The following is a 19404-nucleotide window of genomic DNA, read 5'->3' as shown; positions in this document are numbered from 1 at the left end:
TATGAAATCCGGAAAATAACTTAAGGGTTCATAAACTTCATATCCACGTTAACCGCCACATAAGCGGCTATAAATATAGCTGCAACCAGTACGACAAGACCAATATAGTTCTTATTCTTATCCTGTTTGATCATCCAGATCAAAAGCAAAATGAAAGGAACCAGCATCATGCCGAAAAATAAAAAACTCATTGAATTCATAACAAATTATTTTAGTGTCTTTAATATTAAATATACTACTGCTACCCGAAGCAACAGCTTAAAACTCCATTCTTGATGCAGGAGCAATATCCTGACCAACAAACTCTTGATTTATAAATTTATAATGACCCGCAATAGCAATCATTGCAGCATTATCCGTACAAAACTGAAATGCCGGAATAAATACCTTCCAGCCCAGCTCCACAGATTTCTCTTCCAGCGCCTTGCGCAATCCTGTATTGGCAGAAACACCACCGGCAATTGCAATCTCTTTAATATTATACTGCTTTGCTGCTTTCTTCACCTTGTTTAATAAGATATGCACAATGCTATGTTGTACAGAAGCGCAAATATCATTCAGGTTTTCCTGAATAAAATCAGGATTTATCTTTTCCTGTCCTCTGATAAAATATAATATCGCAGTCTTTAAACCACTGAAACTATAATTCAAATCCTTGATCTGAGGCTCAGGGAATTTATAAGCCAGCGGATTACCCTTTGCCGCATGTAAATCAATCAGTGGCCCGCCAGGATAAGGAAGATTCAGAATCTTGGCAGTCTTATCAAACGCTTCCCCCGCAGCATCATCCAAAGACTCCCCTACGATTTCCATATCAAAATAATCTTTCACTAACACAATCTGGGTATGACCACCAGAAACTGTTAAACATAAAAACGGAAATGATGGTTTCGGATCATCAATAAAATGCGCAAGGATATGCGCGTGCATGTGATTCACGGCAATAAGCGGCAGATCTAAAGCAAGTGCAAAAGACTTCGCAAAGGACACTCCAACCAATAAAGACCCCAATAATCCAGGCCCCCTGGTAAAAGCTATGGCATTTATATCCTTTTTGCTAACTTTAGCGTCGATTAATGCCTGCTGAATTACTGGTACAATGTTCTGTTGGTGAACTCTTGAAGCTAATTCAGGGACTACACCACCATAATTTTCATGAATAGTTTGGTTTGCAATAACATTGGCAGTAATTTTGCCGTTATTACAAATAGCAACAGAAGTTTCATCACAAGAGGATTCGATAGCAAGTATTACTGACACGTTGATTATTATTAAGCTACAAAACTATCAAAAAACTATTAAAAATACTTCTTTGGTTTATTGCATCGATTCTGCTGCTGCTCGCGATTATCATATTTTCGCTTCAGTTCCGGCCTGTGCAGACTTTTGTGGCAAAAAAAGCAGCAGATTATCTGTCTAAAGAATTAAACACGACGATTTCTTTACACAGCATTTACGTTAAACCCTTCAAATATTTAGTCATTGAAGACCTTTTGGTGCTCGATCAGCAGAAGGATACACTGCTCAGTACACCTAAATTTATTGTAGACCTGAACATGCTGTCCTTTGATAAGCGGATTATTGATGTCAATACAGTACAGTTAAACAATGGTTCTTTCTTTCTCAAAAAATATAAAGGAAAAAATAAAGGCACAAATCTTGATTTTATTATTGACTACTTTGACTCTGGCCCTTCAACAACCGTCAAGAAGAAAAAGAAGCCTTATAAAATTACCTTTAACCGGGTAATCCTGAACAACCTGCAATTAAAATATAAAAACCTGAATGTTGATACCGTGCTTAATGGTGTAAACTTTGAGGATGTAGAACTGACCAGCCTGAATGGTATTTTCGAAAAACTGAATACCACAGATCACCTGATGCAGGCAGATATAAAAAATCTGACCTTCAAGGAGAAAAGCGGCTTTTATCTGAAAAACCTGAGTGCTTTTACCACAGTCGACACCAACCGTATTGAACTTAAAAAGTTAACGCTGATTACTAATAAAAGTCACCTTTCGGATTACTTCGAAATGAGGTTCCATGATTATGAAGACTTTAATGACTATGTCAACAAAGTGAGGATGAAGGCCCGTTTCAAGAACAGTCACCTGGAATCAAAAGATGTAGCCTATTTCACCTCAGAAGTTGCCAAAATGAACCTGAACATTGACATCGATGGGCAGATTACAGGCCTGGTGAATAACCTGAAGGCAAAAAAACTCACCGTTAAATCAGGTAAAGCAACTTATATCAAAGGTGATTTCAATCTGAAAGGCCTGCCAGAACTTGATGAGACTTTTATGGAAATGAAAGTTGAAATGGCATCTACTAATAAAAAGGATTTAGATGAACTGCTCACCAATATAACCGGAAACCGTAAAACAGTTATTCCTGTAATTGTTCAGAAATTTGGTGATATATATTTCAATGGGAATTTCACAGGCTTCCAAAATGACTTTATTGCTTTTGGGGAGTTCAAAACTAAACTGGGGCGGATCGTTTCAGATGTCAACATGAAAATCAGTAAGAAAGGTATTCCTTCTTACTCCGGAAATGTAAAAACATACGACTTCAATTTAGGAAACCTGATTGATGAAAATAGTCTTGGAAAGATAACTGCATCCGTTTATGTGAAAGGTAAAGGCACAGAACTTAACAGTCTGACCGAGCAAATCAATGGGGATGTAAAATATATCGACTTTAATGATTATCGTTATACCAATGTTAAAGTAGATGGGGTTTTTGATAAAAAATACTTCGACGGGAAACTGAGTATAGATGATAAAAATATCAAACTTGACTTTGATGGTGGGGTAAACTTAAATCCTAAACTTCCGGTATTCGACTTTAAGGCTTCTATCAAGAATGCCAAGCTCCGTAATCTTCATTTGTTTAAAGACTCATTGATGGTGGATGCGAACTTCCAGACCAATTTTTCAGGGACTAATCTGAACAACATCCAGGGCGATTTATTGATTGAGAAGATAAGGCTTAATAATGTCAAAGGAATCTACAATATTGACTCCGTTCAATTACAAGCCAAAGGAATTGGTGCAGACCGGACACTCGGCGTCAAATCGGATGTACTGGATGCTAGTATTCAAGGCCAGTATGACCTGAATACGCTCCCTTCTTATTATAAATCACTCGCAAAAACTTATATCCCATCCCTTAAGGCAGATATTGTAAATTTCAAAAACCAGATCTTTAAGTTCCAGCTCAAAATTAAACGCTTCGAGCCCGTTGCTGAATTAATTGCTCCAGGTTTGGAAATAGAAGATCAGGCAGAATTAGTTGGGAATTTTGATTCCGAAAAGAAAATAGCAACACTGAATGGGTTCATTAAAAAATTAAAATATAAAGGTGTCATCGCCAACAATATTATTCTGGATGAAAACACGACTAAAGATCAGCTGCAAGCCATTATTACTTCCGACCGTGTAGACCTGAATGACAGCTTGTACATCAAGAATGTCAACATTTCAAATGTGCTTCGTAACGACAGCCTTGCACTCAACGTTAAACTATCCAACGCCGATGACGCAAATCAGCTCGATTTAAACGGCCTGGTTGAATTTGGGAAAGATACGACCCGTATTAGTATCCTCCCTTCTTTATTAAAAATTAACAGCCAGGATTGGGCTATTCAGGATAAAGTGAAGATCGGTTTCAAAAATGGAAAAACAGAGATCAGTAATTTTGACCTGCGAAGTGGCAATCAGCTCTTAACTGTCGATGGAATTTTATCCGAAGATATTAACGATGCCCTTAAAATAGGATTTAAAGACTTCAGTTTAAAAACATTAAACCCTTTCCTTAAAACCGTAGGTGTACAATTATCGGGTAATGTAAACGGTAAAACCAAACTTTATGGCCTGTTGAAATCAGCGAAGATCAATGATGATATAAAAATTGACTCCCTGCATTTCAATGACACTTATATAGGCTCGCTGACAGATACCTCTTCTTATAATCAGGAGTCCAATATTGCCAGTATATTTACACGGATCAAAAGGGATGGAAAAGAGACGCTTAAAGTCGATGGGAAACTGGACATCAAAGAGAAAAACATATATCTTAAGGTGAAAATGGACGAAAGTGAGCTGACCGTACTCTCACCATTTGTAAGCGACCTGGTTTCTAACCTTAAAGGACATATTTCTACCGACCTGACCATTGCAGGCGCATTTAATGCCCCAAGTATTAATGGAGATATTACGCTGGATAAAGCAGAATTAACGGTTAATTATTTAAAAACAGCCTACACGATCTCCCATAAAGTGACCGTAGAAAATAGTGTGATTGATATTGACGACCTTGATTTGAAAGACTCCGGCGGAAATATTGCAACCGCTCATGGTTCGGTAGATATGAACAATATCAATACGCCAACGCTGGATATTAACATTAAAGCCAAAAACTTCATGGCTTTAAATACGACTATTAAAGACAATGAGCTTTACTTCGGACAAGCTTTTGCCACAGGTACTTTCATCTTCAGAGGCCCGACAAATAAGTTGTTTATTGGAATTGATGCCAAAACAGAAAAAGGAACAGTATTCAATCTTCCGTTAAATAGTTCAGAAACCGTTTCCAGCAAAGATTTTATTACCTTTTTGAGCAGAGACACTGCGGCAAACGTTAAAAAGGCAATAAACTTTGACGGGATCACGATGAGTTTTAAACTGCAGGTAGACCCTAACAGTACAGCCAACCTGTTTACCAATCTGGGTAACTTAAGTGGAAAAGGAAATGCCGATCTTAACCTGGAAATCAATAGTCTGGGAGACTTCGAAATGTCAGGAGATTATATTATTGAATCGGGTAGTTTCGACTTTACCGCTCAGGAGATCATTAACAAGAAATTCAATATCAGGCAAGGAGGTACAATCAGATGGACTGGAAATCCAACGCAAGCTCAAATACAGCTTAAGGCAATCTATGAGCTTAGAGCAGGGCTTTCTGATCTGTATGCTGCTGCCAACAGAGATAATAGCAGTAACTCCCTGTTGAGAGTGCCAGTGGAAGTAGAAATGGGATTAAGTGGTCTTTTATTGAAACCAGACATCAAACTGGATATATTCTTCCCGTCTAACCCATCGATCAAGGAAGAGCTTCAGGCCTACTTCAGTGATCCGAATAACCTGAATCTTCAGGCCTTCAGTTTAATTATCAGGAGAAGTTTTGCTCCTGGAGGAGGCAAGGAAGACCTGGGTAAACAAGTAACTTCAGGTGTTGCCAGTACTGCAACAGAGCTGCTCTTTAACCAGTTTAACAATGTATTATCTTCACTTAACCTTGATTTTGTGGATATTAATATCCGGTCACTGAGTGAAGCCAGTGCCTCATTCAAATTTTTCAATAACCGGGTAATTGTCAATGCAGGTGTCATAGACAACAGAAGTACAAGTGATCTTTCGCCTATTGGATTTTCAAGGAACAGCGTAGGTAGTGAGGTTGAAGTCCTGGCACTCATCCGCAAAGATGGTACCCTGATCGGAAAGCTTGCGAATAAGCCTCCAACACAACAAAGTATTTTCGTCAATACCGGAATAAATCAGAACGTGAATGTTACTTCATTCGGTCTGATTTATTCACAGCAATTTGATAATTTCAGAGAATTTGTTCAAAAGGTTACGGGAAAATACCGCAAGAACTTAAAGAACAAACAAGATGACACGCATCAGCATAAAAAACAATCAGTTAATAAAGATGCGGTCACCGAAGAGCAAAAGAGGTTACTTAAAGAAGCAGTTATAGCTACCCCTTCATTATAGTATGGCCCATTTTATCTCTTTTAGTTTTCAGGTAAGTCTCGTTATGTGAATTACTCAGAATCTCAATCGGGATATTCTCTACAACCTCTAAACCATAACCAATCAGTCCGGCTCTTTTAGTAGGATTATTAGACATTAAACGCATTTTACGAACACCCTGTGCTCTTAAAATCTGTGCGCCTACCCCATAATCGCGTTCATCACCTTTAAAGCCTAATTTAATATTAGCTTCTACGGTATCAAAACCAGCATCCTGAAGATTATAAGACAATAATTTGTTCACCAGGCCAATACCACGGCCTTCCTGGTTCATATAAACTACAATTCCTTTACCTTCTTTTTCAATCATCTGTAATGCTTTATGCAGCTGAGGGCCGCAATCGCACCGGCAGGAGCCAAAAATATCACCAGTAACACATGAACTGTGTACCCTAACCAATATAGCTTCATCTGCAGTCCACTCTCCTTTGCTCAAGGCAAGGTGTGTCGCGTTATTCTCCAGTTGCGTATAAGCAGTCATTTTGAAATCACCCCATTCTGTAGGCAGGTTAATAGTCACCTCTTCTTTAATCAGGCTATCATTTTTCAGGCGATAAGCAATCAGATCTTTAATAGAGATTATTTTCAAATTGTGCTGCGCTGCTATTTTGATCAGATCAGGCAGTCTTGCCATTTCTCCGTCTTCTTTCATAATTTCCACCAAAACTCCGGCAGGAACCATTCCAGCTAACCTTGCCAAATCAACAGCTGCTTCGGTATGACCTGCGCGTCTCAATACACCGCCATCTTTAGCACGTAAAGGAAATATATGTCCGGGCCTGCCCAGCTCATCAGGATTAGTATCAGGGTTGATTAATGCCTGGATGGTCTTAGAACGATCTGACGCAGAAATACCAGTGGTACAACCGTGTCCTATCAGGTCTACAGAAACCGTAAAATTAGTTTCATAAGCCGCGGTGTTTTTACCGACCATCAGCTCCAGGTTTAATTCATCACATCTTTCTTCAGTAATTGCGGCACAGATCAGGCCCCTTCCGTGGGTTGCCATGAAGTTAATAACTTCAGGAGTTGCATTACCAGCAGCAGTAAGGAAGTCGCCTTCATTTTCACGATCTTCATCGTCTACAACGATAACAACTTTACCGGCTTTTATATCTGCAACAGCATCTTCTATTGCGTTCAGTTTAATTTCCATTCTATCATCAGACCTTCAACAAAGGATATATAATTAAATCCAATTTAAGATTCATAAACAAAGTTACAACCTTCCACGGATAATATATATTTAAAATATCATCGTTAAGTAAGACTCTGATGAAAGAGATATGAATTCTATATTCTGCTATTTATCGGGAGTCTTCTTCTTTTTGAAAATCCTCACGATCAGCGTCTTATAATAAGTAAGATCAAAGAGTGCAGAATCGACAGTCGCCTTATACGTTAGAAATGCCCCAACGGGTGATAAGACAATAATAGCCATCCAGATACCCACCACAGGATGTATATTTCCCTGATTAGCAGATTTTTCTGCTACCGTAGAGATAATATGATAGAAAAGGAAAAAGATAATAGCCATGACTACCGGCAGTCCCAAACCACCTTTACGGATAATTGCCCCTAACGGCGCACCGATAAAGAACAGCATCAAACAGGAAACTGCCAATGTAAATTTCCGCTGGTACTCTATTCTGATCCTGATCAGGTTGGCCACCTTATCATCATGATCCGGAATCCGGCCTTCCACCGTCTGTTTGATAGAATTAGCCTGATCCAATGCAGCCTGAACTGTATTCATCCTTTTAACTTCAGGGAAGTCAGTCAGAATGTCGGCATTGATTTTTGCTGGCGCAACTTTAGCCTTAGTATAGCCTTTAGTGTAGTTATTCTGTTTATAATAGTTGCCAATATTAGCCCTGGCATACCGGTTTACGCTATCCAGTTCTTTAGTTAAAGAATCTGACTTGTGTGTTAAACCTCTGAGGTTGAGCATCTGATTATTTGACCGGAAGCTATTTTCATCAGTCCGGTTCATTTTAAAACTGGACAGGTCAAACTTCTGTTCTGTCTGACCAAAGCGCATCCGTGTCAATTGCTGCCTTGGATCGTAGCCTTTATTCTGTCCGCTGGACTCTTCGTATCTTACGCCGTCATTCAGTTTTAAAATCAGGTACTGTTTATCTTTGGTCGTGTTCATTGTGCCATCTTTGGCCACAATGATTTTTGCTACTCCCTGATTTCCGGTGTGGTCATAAATCATGATCCCTTTTAAGGAAACGCCATCCGCTCCCTTTTCATCGACACGGATTGAATAACCGGGGATACTATTATTGAATACCCCTTCTTTAATCAAAAAAGACAATTTCTTATTCCTGACATCCCATAACAGGGAGCCAAATTTAAGATTGGCTTTTGGCAGCATATATTCAGAGAATAGAAAAGAAGAGAAGGCTATGCCAATGATCAGTACCAATAATGGTCGCATGGCCTTTTGTAAGGAGATCCCTGCCGACTTAATAGCCACCAGCTCATAGTTCTCCCCTAATGTCCCGAAAGTCATGATAGAGGACAGTAATATCGCTAATGGCAGGGCCATGGCTACATTCGCGGCCGAGGCATAAAACATCAGCTCTACTATCGTATACCATTCAAATCCTTTTCCGATCAGATCATCAACATATTTGAACAGGAAAAACATCAGCAAAATAAACATCACTATAAAAAAAGTGACGATAAATGGTCTTATGAATGCTTTAAGAAGTAGTATATGGATCTTTTTCAATGTTACAAATGTAAACAATGGAACTCAAATACTATACATCAATTAATAAGACTACGCTCCGATTACGCTGTGCAGGTATGTGATCTGGTTATCCCAAATCTGGGTTCTTTCTTTAAGTGTTTCTTCAGTTGCGAAATCAGTAATAGACAGGGCTACATCATTAGTTAATTCATCCTGTACAATTTCCATTTCAAAATAACAGTGTGGTTCATCATCAATCCATTTGAACTTAACCATCTTATTTTCTTTAAAACTTAACATTTTTGCTTTCTGGACTTCATCATCCCAAGTGAAGGTATAGACCTGATCACGGAAAACTACATCATCAGCGAACCATTGGGACAGGCCATTTGGCTCACTTATGAAGCTAAACAAAATACGCGGAGACGACTTCAACTCATATTCTAGGGTAAATTTTTTCTTTTCTGACATCTTAAATCGCTTATATCTTGTTATTTGTAAATTATTTTTATTTTTTTTCCTAAAGAAAAGTATTTTATTCTATATTTGCAACTCTTAAAAAATAAGAAGCCCACGGCGGGGTAGCTCAGATGGTTAGAGCGCAGGATTCATAACCCTGAGGTCGGCAGTTCGATCCTGCTCCCCGCTACTTGATAATCAAACCTTTAGATGAAACACTCTAGAGGTTTTTTTATGCCCTGAGTTATCCAATTACACCTTTTCTGAGCGCTAACTACCACCATGTGCCTATTTCAAATATAGTATAATAACTGAGAAACAAGCAGAATAAAGATCTTTTGAGCAAGAAACGGGTGCTCACTACAAGTGTTACACCCCTAATTCTTTATTTCCATTACTGATTTAAATCTGACACCCACCTATTTTTCACACCAAATGATTCAACAGGCCGGTCAGCTGCAGTAATTACCAGCTTCCCTCCTTTCATGATCTCTTCCTGAGTAATCCAGTTCCTGTCCAGTATTTTGCCATTTAACGTTACCTTTTCCACATATTTTCGGTTTTCCACATAGTTATCCACACTAATGTTAAGAACTTTTCCATCTGGCCATCTGAAGGAAACCTTTTTAAACAAAGGAACATTTAAATAGTAAACAGGCGATCCCACACAAGCAGGAGAAAACCCGCAGGCTGCAAATACATACCAGGCAGACATTGCCCCTGCATCATCATCCATAGTCCGGATATAAGCATCAGGTTGATTTTTATAAATCCTGTCAATAAAAGGATCGATCCCTCTGCTGTTATCATTAAAATAATACTGAATCACAGTGTCTACAGCCAGGTGGTGTACCAAAGCCTGCGATTTCCAAGGTTCAGCAGAAGCATTGTACATAAAAGGAGCCTGAATATCGGGTTCATTCGCATGGTTGTACTGATCATTGTCAAAAAAGCGATCCAGCTGTTTAATATAAGCAGCTTCCCCACCCATCAGCTCAATCAACCCCTTTAAGTCAAAAGGAGCAAACCAGCGGTATTGCAGAATAGTTCCCTGGTATAAACCTCTTGCAGATACCCGGTCAACATCCCTTTTAGTTACATCCTCAAAATCCTTTTTCCAGTACTTCTTATATTCAGCAGCTTTCTGAAGGTACTTTGTACTCAGCTCATCTTTCTTCAGCACTTTAAAGATCTGTGACAATGCCCATACGTCATAACTTGATTCCAGGGCCTTATCAGGATGGCTGTAATCCAGCCGCTCCACATCTTTGACAAGTGAATCGCAAATCCCTGCAAAATCAACCCGATAACCTTTGCGGTAAGCATCCAATAACACCACAATAGCATGTTCAGTTCTTACCGTATTGGAGGGTTCATGATGAGTCGCATAATCCTTTTTACCGAAAACGTAAAGGTTCGAGATAGAATTAACCATCCCGCTATATTTTTCAGGTACTACAATAGACAATAAAGGCAGCTGCGTCCGGTAATTATCCCATATCGCCCAGCCGTTATACATCGTTTCTTTGGAATGCTGTAAACTGCCATCAGTAGCCCGGTAACTACCATCTTTCTCAGAAATCACATAGGGTGACTGCATTGTTCGGTATAACAAAGAATAAAACAGCTTGGCTCTTTGCTGATCTCCTTCAACCTGGATACGTCCCAATACGTCATTCCAGCCCTGAGCCCCTAAAGATTTCATCCGGGCAAAGGAAAAATCATTGAGACCTGCCTTTGCATGTGCCACATCCACAGCAGAAAAAGACACCCTGATTTCTGCACTGCTTTCAGCCGCATCCAGTACCGCAGTTAATTTATGATTGGCACTGTCAGTCCACTTTACAGGCCGGTCAACAGCAATCACATAATAGACCTTATACGTTCCTGCATTACAAGTAGTCTTCGCTTCTACATAACCACTGATACTTTGTCCGTTAATCTCATGCTGTTCACTAACGAAATGGTTGGCCAGCGTATGCCTCAAATCGAAATAAAAACCCTTTGCTCCTGCCGGGAAAACATAATGTTCCAGCCCCTGCTTTTCCACAACCGCAAATTCTGCTTTAATCCCATTAGAAAAACCAACCGCGTAATTACCAGGTGCAGCAGCTTCAGAAGTCTTAATCAGGGTGGATGCCGAAGGCCGATCTCCTAAATAAGGTTTGATCAGAATATTACCGCCACTTCCTTCACAGCCCACACCTTCAAAACGGTTATGGGTAAAACCAAGAAATATCTTTGCCTTATATTCATAACCTGCATGTAATTTAGGATAGGTTTGCGGCCCGATGCTTAACATACTAAACGGGTAACTGGCAGCCGGAGACAATTGCCCATGATCTCCCGATGTACCTAAAAATGTATTGACCAATGCAGCCGGATTTTTCAAGGCAGTAGTTTGCGCGCTTAAACAAAAAGGAAAAAGCAGCAGAATAAAAAAGTACTTCATAACAGGTAAAATTAAAAGCCGGATTAAAAAAAAACCAACCCTCTATTTGAAATAAAAGGTTGGTCTTAAAAACTAGTCAGATTAATAGCCAGGATTCTGGTACATTTTCTGAGGATCAAGCTTGTACTCATCGAAAGGAATCGGGAAAAACCTATCCTTAATACCAAAGTTAGCCAGCTTTGCATTTCCAAAAGCAGCTTGTGATTTTGCCTTAAAGAACGCAACCAGTTCAGGCGTAGTAAAGAACCTGATCAAATCAAACCAGCGCTGGTGCTCAAAAGCAAGCTCCACTCTGCGCTCATGTAAGATCGCCAGTTTCAGTGTAGGATATTTAGCCGAATAATTTGCATCCATAGTAGCCTCAGCATATAGCGGCATACCCGCTCTTGCACGTACCATATCCAGGTATTGAATAGCAGCACCAGTATTACCCAGATCCATATTCACCTCCGCAAGCATCAGGATAATATCTGCATAACGCATCAGTGGCGTATCATTTCCTCCGTAGCCATTTACACCTGCCGCAGCACTGGCATCACGATATTTGGTCACAAACCAATCCTGTACCTGTGGATTTGCAGCATATTTTACAGAGAAGTCTTTCCTTGGATCGTTAGCTTCATAATCGTTGATTAAATCTGGCGTAACATTTCCACCAACTCCCAATCCTGTTTTAAGAGAATTAATCGTTTCTCCCAAAGGCTGGTTGTTAGCCGCGATACTCGAGCTGTAAGTAATATCACCCTGTTTATTTACGATAGACAAAATCATTTCAGGATTAGTCGTCTTTTTAGCTACATCAAACACATCTGTATAAGGAATATCCTTCAGGTTGCTGAACGGACGCATCGCATAAGCAGCAGTCAGATAGGTATTGGCATTGGTCAGGTTCTCTGCTTTATTGTTATCCAATGTAGAGGCCATGGTTAAATATACCTGTCCCAGTAATCCATTGATCGCTGCTTTAGATACACGGCCTGCATTAGCACCTGTTTGCAGATTAGGCAGATTACTACCCAGTGCATCCTTCAAATCAGTTACGATCTGTGCATATACAGTTGCTTGTGGCTGACGATAAGTATTTGCCGTGATTTCGGCAGTCGTTGTTAAAGTTTTAGTAACCAAAGGTACATCCCCCCACTTTCTCACTAAATGGAAGTACATTAACGCCCTGATAAATTTAGTTTCCGCCAGATACTGTGTTTTAGTATCACCATTAGCAAAAGTTACTTTATCAATATTCGTTGTAATACTATTACACTGCGCTATCGTTGCATATAAACTTGACCAGTGAGACTTTAAATAAGTATTACTTGGTAAAATACTAAAATTACCAAACTGGAAAGGCTCCCCCGAATTTGACTGTGAATCATTCGTCCCTGTATCATCAGAACGCTCATCCGTAAATAAACCACTGGTCTCGCCAATGTTATTACCACTTCTTAATGAAGTATAAGCCCCGTTTACAGCCAATAAAACGCTGTTTTCAGACTTAAAGAAATTGTCTACTGTTGTCGCATTGGGATTGTCCTGTTCCACAAAGCTCTTTTTACAAGAAGTTAGTACTGCAAACCCCAGGAAAAATATGACCGTATATCTTTTCATTACTATATTTTTATATTAATTATGCTTAGAATGTTAATTTGATACCTAAATTATATGCTCTGGCTATCGGATAATTTCCATAATCCACACCCGGCGCTAAGTTTGCACCATTGGTACCAATGTTATAATCTACATCCGGGTTATATCCTTTATATTTTGTCAAGGTAAACGCGTTATCTACACTGGCAAAAACCCTGATATTTTCAACTTTTAAACGTTTACTCAATAACTTAGGAACATTATAGCCTATAGTGGCATTGGTCATTCTCAGATAAGATCCATCCTGTAGATAGAATGATGACAAACGTGTACTGTTACTTTGTGTTCCTGCGCGGGACGGACGGTAGTTTAAACCACTTCCTGGCTGATCCGGAGATACATATCTGTCTGCAACCTGCACATACTGGTTACCTGAACCCTCGAAATTGTACAGGTAATAATCCTGCCCGTCTAATATTTTGTTACCATAAGAACCATTAAACGAAGCGCGGAAGTCAAAAGCTTTATAAGTAGCCGTTAACGCAAATCCGTAAGTAAATTTAGCATATGGGCTACCGATAACCGTTTTATCATTATCGTTGATCACCCCATCATGATTGACATCTTCAAAATAAAGGTCACCAATTTTAGCAGGGTTAGAAGAAGAAGCCGAAGGTGCAACTTTACCTATATTTTCAGCAGTTATTCTTCCCAATGCTTTAAAACCGTAGAACATACCTACTGGCTGTCCCATTTCTGTGATGTGGGTTTTATAAGAACGTTCTGCTCCGGCAGTAATAATTGTACTTGCACCACCAAGATCCAGTACTTTATTTCTGTTTAAGGAGATATTTCCACTCACGCCAAAAGTAAAGTCCTTATTCTGGATGATCCTTCCATCTACCTGGAAGTCGAACCCTTTATTCTGAACCTTACTGTCTTTTAAATTCGTAAGAATAGATGTCGCACCTGATACAGCCGAAATTGGCTGGTTGAACAATAAATTATAAGATCTGCTCAGGTAATAGTTCACAATAAATGACAAACGGTTTTTAAGAATCGTCACATCAGTACCCACATTATATTGTGAAGTAGATTCCCAGCCAAGATTCTGATCCTTAACATTTCCTACTAAAACAGCCGAAGAAATAGCCCCTGCGCCGAATACTGCCCCTGTAGGAGAATTTACAGTTTGTACCGCATTATAATTACCGATATTATTGTTTCCGCTCAATCCCCAGCTCGCTCTCATTTTAACAGAAGACTGCTCTCCCAAAAAGTCATGGTACCAATCTTCTTGCGACAGGCTCCATCCAGCAGATACCGAAGGGAATGTTCCCCATTTATTTAAAGGACCGAACCTTGATGAACCATCCGTACGAACCGATCCTGTCAGGAAATACTTTCCATTATAATTATAACTCAAACGACCGAAATAAGACAGAAGCGTATTGGTAGATTTACCAGTCAAAGGATCAAGCGTAAATAAACTTGGATCTGCTCCCTTATCGGTGATTTCACCTATAGCATCGCTTGTAAACCCTTTGGCATTCAACCTGATCAGATCAATGTTAGTTTGCTGCGCAGAATAACCACCCAGTAAATTGAAATTGTGTTTACCGATTTTCTTGTCGTAGTTTAAGGTAAACTCCGCCAGTTTATCTACCTGTGTCAGCGTTTGGGCAATCGCATTTGCAGCTGCAATAGACGATGGAGAATAAGGTGGGTTTCCGCCTCCGTTACTCAAACTGGTAGGCAGGTAATAATCGTATTTTTCATTGTAAGACTGTGTACCCAGGTTAGCCTTGAAAGAAAGTCCGTCAAGGATCTGATAAGTCGCGTTTGCATTGATCGTAGTTCTGTAACCTAATCTGTTACTTTTAGTTTCTTCAACTGAGGCCAGTGGATTTTCTATTCCCTGGAAACCATACTGGTTCGCCAGTGCATTCATCCCGTATTTTATCGGAGCACCATTTGCATCTCTTGCAGGTAAGTAAGGAATATAAAGCAATGCAGCCATCATCGGACTAAAACGACCTTCTGCTACTTCTTTACTATTGGTTTGCGTATAAGCAATATTAGCACCTACTTTCAATCTTTTACTTACATCCGCTTCAATATTAGACCTGAAGTTCAGCGTTTTCATAGCAGTATTGTCTACGATACCATCCTGATCCTGGAAACCCCCACTCATAAAATATCTGATATTTGTAGTACCTCCTGAAAAGGCAAGATTATGACGCTGAAAGAATGCATTTTTATACAATTCATCTTGCCAGTCTGTATTATATTTAGGTGCGATCTTTTGCTGGGTAGCGAAATTATAGATGTCCTCAGGAATACTTACAGAAGATCCGTTACCTACATTCGCAGTTCTGGTCGCATTATTATCAGAATACATCGCGTCATTCCAGTTTTTACCTGCGTTCACCCAAAGATCTTTGTAAGAGTTATTACGTGCGTTGATCACCAGGTCTTCAAACTGATCCCCATTTAACAATTTTATCTTTTTACCCAATTGAGTAATACCAGCTTGTACATCATATTCAAATCTGCCCTTGCCGTCTTTACCTTTTTTAGTTGTGATCATCACGACCCCGCCCGAAGCCCTTGATCCATAAATCGCTGCCGATGCCGCATCTTTCAGAATGTCGATCGTTTCAATATCTTCAGGATTAACGAATACATTATTTCCTGCCGGATACCCATCAATCACATATAAAGGATCTGAACTTGCATTCAGTGAGCCGATACCACGGACACGGATTTTTGTACCGGCATAAGGTGCGCCACTTGTTTGTGACACCTGTACACCAGCTACTTTACCTACCAGCGCCTGCCCTATGGTCGGTGCTGATAAATTTAATTCTGAAGCTTTTACACTGCTGATTGCACCTGTAACATCAGATTTTCGTATTTTCTGATAACCAATAGCCACAACTTCCTGCAATGAATTGCTTGATTCTTTCAGCTTTATATTGACTACGGTCTGGCTAGTGATCAGCACTTCCTGCTTATCATAACCTATATAGTTGAAGCTCAGCTTTGATCCTGAAACTATACTCATGAAATACCTTCCCTCAGCATCTGTACCTGTTTTTTTACCTGAAGACAGATCCACAACAGTTACGCCTGGCAAAGGCAGGCCGCTCATATCCGTGACTACCCCCCTTACTTCAACCTGCACTGCCGATACAACAGGTTTTGCAGGTACCGCAGCAATCACCTCTTCCTGTTTCTCTACTTTGATCAAAACATGGTTGTTATCTACCTGGGTTACACTCCCTTTATAGTCTTTTAAAAGCTCTTTCAATATAAAATAAACCGATTTAGCATTTACTGTTAAGGAAACTATCTTTTTAGTATCAATTACATTATCATAACCGATCAGGAAATTCGATTTATGTTCAATGATCTTAAACACCTCTTTCAAAGTGAGATTATTTGCAGTAAATGAAATATTAGTATTATTCATTGTTTGTGCGTCGGCTGCAAGCGCAGGAAGACTAAACTGGATGAAAAACGTAATGGCCATCATTAATTTCACCATTCCTAATTTCACACCTGATTTGGCAGATTTTAAGGATGGGATAAGATAAAATTTTTGCATTTTTGAGTTAAATAAATAATTTGAACGATTATTGAATTTTTGTGCCTTTCAGGCAAAACATCAATGGGGGCTGGTTGCACAGTCCCCATTTTTAAACTGCTCTCTTTTTTACATTTTTCTTAAGATTTCTTAGGGTTAATAATGACTTTCCTTCCATTCATACTATAGGTCATACCGGTTAAGTTTGATAAAACATTAAGGACTTTATCTGCCCGTTCATTATAAAAACTGAGTGTGTATCTTTTTAGATCATGGTGTGCTGTCAGCGTAACATCCAGGTTATACCAGCGGCCCAGTGAGCGGGCGATCTCTTCGTACGAAGCATTCTCGAAGATTAAATGATTTGTGCGCCATGAACTCACAGAGTCCGAATTTACAGCAGTGACCCGGTGACTGTCTTTTACCCTATTGTAAACCAGCGCCTGGTTATGTGTTAAAGCTTTAACATATAATGCCGGTTTTGAAGCTGTTCCTTTGCCTTCTACTTTTACTCTTCCTGTAGCTACGCTGATCTTCAGCTGCTCATCTTCAGGATAGGCCCTTATATCGAAAGATGTTCCAAGGACAGTAGTTTGTAATTTTCCTGAGTGGATAACAAATGGCTTGCTTGCATCATGATGTACTTGAAAAAAGGCCTCCCCCGTTAGCCTCACCTCTCTTTTATTCTCCCCGAACCGCGAAGAAATAAAAATACTGGAGCCTGAATTCAAGAAGACTGTAGTCCCATCCTTCAGTGTGATCTCTTTTTTCACTCCCCGGAGTGAACTGATTTCGGTAAAAGTTTCTGGCTTTATAGCCTTTTTCGTAAACCTGTTCCTCATGAAAAGACCTGAAACCAGCAGCGTAAAAAATACTGCTGCAATCTGTAACCAGCGGAAATTCATTTTACGTACCGGCACCTCTTCTGATATAAATGCGTTTATTCTTGAATCAAGATCTTCAAAAACTGATATTTCGTCCTCACGGCTCAGCTTTTTATTTTGCCCCTTGTGACTCTCAAACCAGGTTTCTACCAGACTGCGTTCTTCGGCTGTAACTGTACCTTCCTGGTACCGCTTAAATAATACTTGTATCTTCTCGTCCAAAACTGTGCTTTAATATAGCTCGCGCTCGGGCACAGAATGTCCTTTAAGGAATTGTTAACTTTACATTAGGTTTTTACTTAGCCTGAACAAGGCCCGGGACAGCAGGATTTTACCAACAGATGATTTAAGGTTATTTGAGGAAAAACAGGAATAACATAAAGATCTCAGGATGGTTCTCTTTCAAAGTTATCCTTAACCGTTTTAGTGCTTCCGAAATATTATTACGGACAGTTTTTTCTGAAATATTCAGGAGATCAGCAATCTCCCTGTTCTTCTTCCCTTCATTTTTGCTGAGCTGGTAACACTGGCGTGTCGTTTCAGGCAGTTTTTCTACAATGACATTGATCTGCTGATGCAGTTCCTTTGCCATCGTATTTTCCTCCGCAGAGTAATCAAGCGTATTTAAGCCTTCCAGTAGAAGGCCTTCATTCTTTAGCTGGATATTCTTCTTTCTGAAAGCAGAGATGACATGGTTTCGGGCAACAACGTACAAATAAGGTTGAATATCACGGACATCTGCTAAAGTATCCCTTTTAAGCCACAGTTCCAGAAAGATTTCCTGCACCACATCTTTCGCATCTTCCAGATCAGGAAGCCGCAGATTTACGATCGCAAAAACACTTTTCTTATGCTGTTGATAAAATTCTTGAAATAAGTATTTATCCATCATAATTATTCTTCAAGCTCACCTTTGCGTCAAAAGTAGACTTATCTTATATGCAGCAGATTAAGTCTGTGTTAAGAATAGATTAATCAGATGAAGTACAGCAATTTACTTAACCAGGACTTCTTCAGCAGTTAACTTGGCCGCCTTAAAATTTGGTTTCGTTTAAAGCCGGGTTTTTACTTGCATTCACCTGGTAGGTTGTAATCTTTCCGTCTGCATTGACCTCTACAATCCTGTAGCCCCTGTAACTTGTGCCCCAGCTGCCACCAATATGTGCATCAAAAAAATGAGGTAATTTTCCAGTATAAAATACGCCGTCCAAACTATGGTCATGACCATGGAAAACAGCTTTTACATTTTCATAGCTATGCAATAAATCAACAGTTTCGGTACATTCCACAAAAGGATTTTGAGGTACCCAGATGTGCGGCGGAATATGCAGGATTACAAAAACCGTTTGCAGTGTTTTGAATTTTTCCAGTTCTCTCTTCAAAAAAGCATTGTCCGGACAGCGGTAAGCACCCTTTATATCAGAAGTATTGGCCAATATAAAACCTACCCCATTTTTTTGCATGGAGAAATTGTCTTCATAACCAAAAACAGATTTCCACAAGGCAGTATCTGCATGGTCATGGTTACCCGGCACTGCATAAAATGGAACGGGCAGCTTATCGTAATACTTATTTTTCACCTCGATCAGCAGATCCGGACGATCGTGAACCAAATCTCCATTGATAATTACAAAATCCAGTGGCGTTTTCAGGTGCGCCTCCTTCAACCAGCCAATCATATGCTCGTGATCTTCCTGATAAGGAGTGCCTGGCTGACCATAATGTCCATCAGATGCAATGGCAAACCGCAGTTTAGGTTTTTGAATTGAATCTGGAAGGGCATTTTGCTTAACGCCTGCAAATACTTCGATAACTGGCGTTAGCTGGGCAATGATTAATCCTGCTACGCTGCTTTTAATAAATGATCTTCTGTTTGCCATATAAATGTGGTTTATAAAGGGCTGCAATCACCAGCA

At 39.7% G+C, this 19404-nt stretch carries 12 protein-coding genes and 1 tRNA gene; 2 read left to right on the top strand and 11 right to left on the bottom strand.

The annotated features are described in order from the left end of the window. Positions 1 to 20: 20 nt before the first annotated feature. Positions 21 to 200, bottom strand: a complete 180-nt coding sequence (locus LY11_RS09755) for a hypothetical protein (RefSeq protein WP_111633532.1) — start codon at positions 198 to 200, stop codon at positions 21 to 23. A gap of 58 nt (positions 201 to 258) precedes the next feature. Then, on the bottom strand, positions 259 to 1260 hold the full coding sequence (gene tsaD / locus LY11_RS09750; protein WP_111633531.1) for a tRNA (adenosine(37)-N6)-threonylcarbamoyltransferase complex transferase subunit TsaD: 1002 nt from the start codon (positions 1258 to 1260) through the stop codon (positions 259 to 261). Between the two features lie 128 nt (positions 1261 to 1388). Here tsaD and LY11_RS09745 point away from each other — a divergent pair, with 128 nt between their 5' ends. Further along, positions 1389 to 5780, top strand: a complete 4392-nt coding sequence (locus LY11_RS09745) for a translocation/assembly module TamB domain-containing protein (RefSeq protein ID WP_245952698.1) — start codon at positions 1389 to 1391, stop codon at positions 5778 to 5780. Here LY11_RS09745 and LY11_RS09740 read toward each other — a convergent pair. The 3 genes from LY11_RS09740 to LY11_RS09730 all read right to left on the bottom strand — a co-directional run bounded on the left by LY11_RS09740 (position 5764) and on the right by LY11_RS09730 (position 8991). Further along, positions 5764 to 6975, bottom strand: a complete 1212-nt coding sequence (locus LY11_RS09740; RefSeq protein ID WP_111633529.1) for a bifunctional 3,4-dihydroxy-2-butanone-4-phosphate synthase/GTP cyclohydrolase II — start codon at positions 6973 to 6975, stop codon at positions 5764 to 5766. The genes LY11_RS09745 and LY11_RS09740 overlap by 17 nt on opposite strands. A gap of 147 nt (positions 6976 to 7122) precedes the next feature. After that, on the bottom strand, positions 7123 to 8559 hold the full coding sequence (locus LY11_RS09735) for an LptF/LptG family permease (RefSeq protein ID WP_111633528.1): 1437 nt from the start codon (positions 8557 to 8559) through the stop codon (positions 7123 to 7125). 51 nt (positions 8560 to 8610) lie between these two features. After that, positions 8611 to 8991 (bottom strand): START-like domain-containing protein, encoded by a 381-nt coding sequence (locus LY11_RS09730; RefSeq protein WP_041882351.1) that lies wholly within the window; start codon positions 8989 to 8991, stop codon positions 8611 to 8613. 104 nt (positions 8992 to 9095) lie between these two features. Here LY11_RS09730 and LY11_RS09725 point away from each other — a divergent pair. After that, positions 9096 to 9169 (top strand) — tRNA-Met (locus LY11_RS09725). A gap of 204 nt (positions 9170 to 9373) precedes the next feature. Here the strand turns inward: LY11_RS09725 and LY11_RS09720 are convergent. The 6 genes from LY11_RS09720 to LY11_RS09695 form a co-directional block, all read right to left on the bottom strand. After that, the gene (locus LY11_RS09720; protein WP_111633527.1) at positions 9374 to 11431 is read right to left on the bottom strand and encodes a glycoside hydrolase domain-containing protein; all 2058 of its coding nucleotides are present in this window, start codon (positions 11429 to 11431) and stop codon (positions 9374 to 9376) included. An 81-nt stretch (positions 11432 to 11512) separates the two neighbouring features. Beyond that, positions 11513 to 13036, bottom strand: coding sequence for a RagB/SusD family nutrient uptake outer membrane protein (locus tag LY11_RS09715; protein WP_111633526.1), 1524 nt, complete (start codon positions 13034 to 13036; stop codon positions 11513 to 11515). Between the two features lie 25 nt (positions 13037 to 13061). Beyond that, on the bottom strand, positions 13062 to 16625 hold the full coding sequence (locus LY11_RS09710; RefSeq protein ID WP_245952697.1) for a SusC/RagA family TonB-linked outer membrane protein: 3564 nt from the start codon (positions 16623 to 16625) through the stop codon (positions 13062 to 13064). A gap of 119 nt (positions 16626 to 16744) precedes the next feature. Continuing rightward, a complete protein-coding gene (locus LY11_RS09705) occupies positions 16745 to 17710 on the bottom strand; it encodes a FecR family protein (protein WP_111633525.1) in 966 nt (321 codons plus the stop codon). Positions 17711 to 17840: 130 nt separating this feature from the next. Next, complete coding sequence (locus tag LY11_RS09700; protein WP_111633524.1) at positions 17841 to 18380, bottom strand: RNA polymerase sigma factor; 540 nt, start codon at positions 18378 to 18380, stop codon at positions 17841 to 17843. 142 nt (positions 18381 to 18522) lie between these two features. Further along, the gene (locus tag LY11_RS09695; RefSeq protein ID WP_111633523.1) at positions 18523 to 19368 is read right to left on the bottom strand and encodes a metallophosphoesterase family protein; all 846 of its coding nucleotides are present in this window, start codon (positions 19366 to 19368) and stop codon (positions 18523 to 18525) included. Positions 19369 to 19404: the final 36 nt, after the last annotated feature.

It is taken from the genome of Pedobacter cryoconitis (genome assembly GCF_003259615.1).
Taxonomy (GTDB): domain Bacteria; phylum Bacteroidota; class Bacteroidia; order Sphingobacteriales; family Sphingobacteriaceae; genus Pedobacter; species Pedobacter cryoconitis.
The sequence above is the reverse complement of the archived record's forward strand: the minus strand, read 5'-3'. Positions and strand labels throughout refer to the sequence as shown.

Excerpts from the sequence above, each read along its gene's own strand:
- LY11_RS09755 (WP_111633532.1), bottom strand. The coding sequence starts at position 200 with ATGAATTCAATGAGTTTTTTATTTTTCGGCATGATGCTGGTTCCTTTC.
- LY11_RS09740 (WP_111633529.1), bottom strand. The coding sequence starts at position 6,975 with ATGGAAATTAAACTGAACGCAATAGAAGATGCTGTTGCAGATATAAAA.
- LY11_RS09730 (WP_041882351.1), bottom strand. The coding sequence starts at position 8,991 with ATGTCAGAAAAGAAAAAATTTACCCTAGAATATGAGTTGAAGTCGTCT.
- LY11_RS09720 (WP_111633527.1), bottom strand. The coding sequence starts at position 11,431 with ATGAAGTACTTTTTTATTCTGCTGCTTTTTCCTTTTTGTTTAAGCGCG.
- LY11_RS09715 (WP_111633526.1), bottom strand. The coding sequence starts at position 13,036 with ATGAAAAGATATACGGTCATATTTTTCCTGGGGTTTGCAGTACTAACT.
- LY11_RS09710 (WP_245952697.1), bottom strand. The coding sequence starts at position 16,625 with ATGCAAAAATTTTATCTTATCCCATCCTTAAAATCTGCCAAATCAGGT.
- LY11_RS09700 (WP_111633524.1), bottom strand. The coding sequence starts at position 18,380 with ATGATGGATAAATACTTATTTCAAGAATTTTATCAACAGCATAAGAAA.
- LY11_RS09695 (WP_111633523.1), bottom strand. The coding sequence starts at position 19,368 with ATGGCAAACAGAAGATCATTTATTAAAAGCAGCGTAGCAGGATTAATC.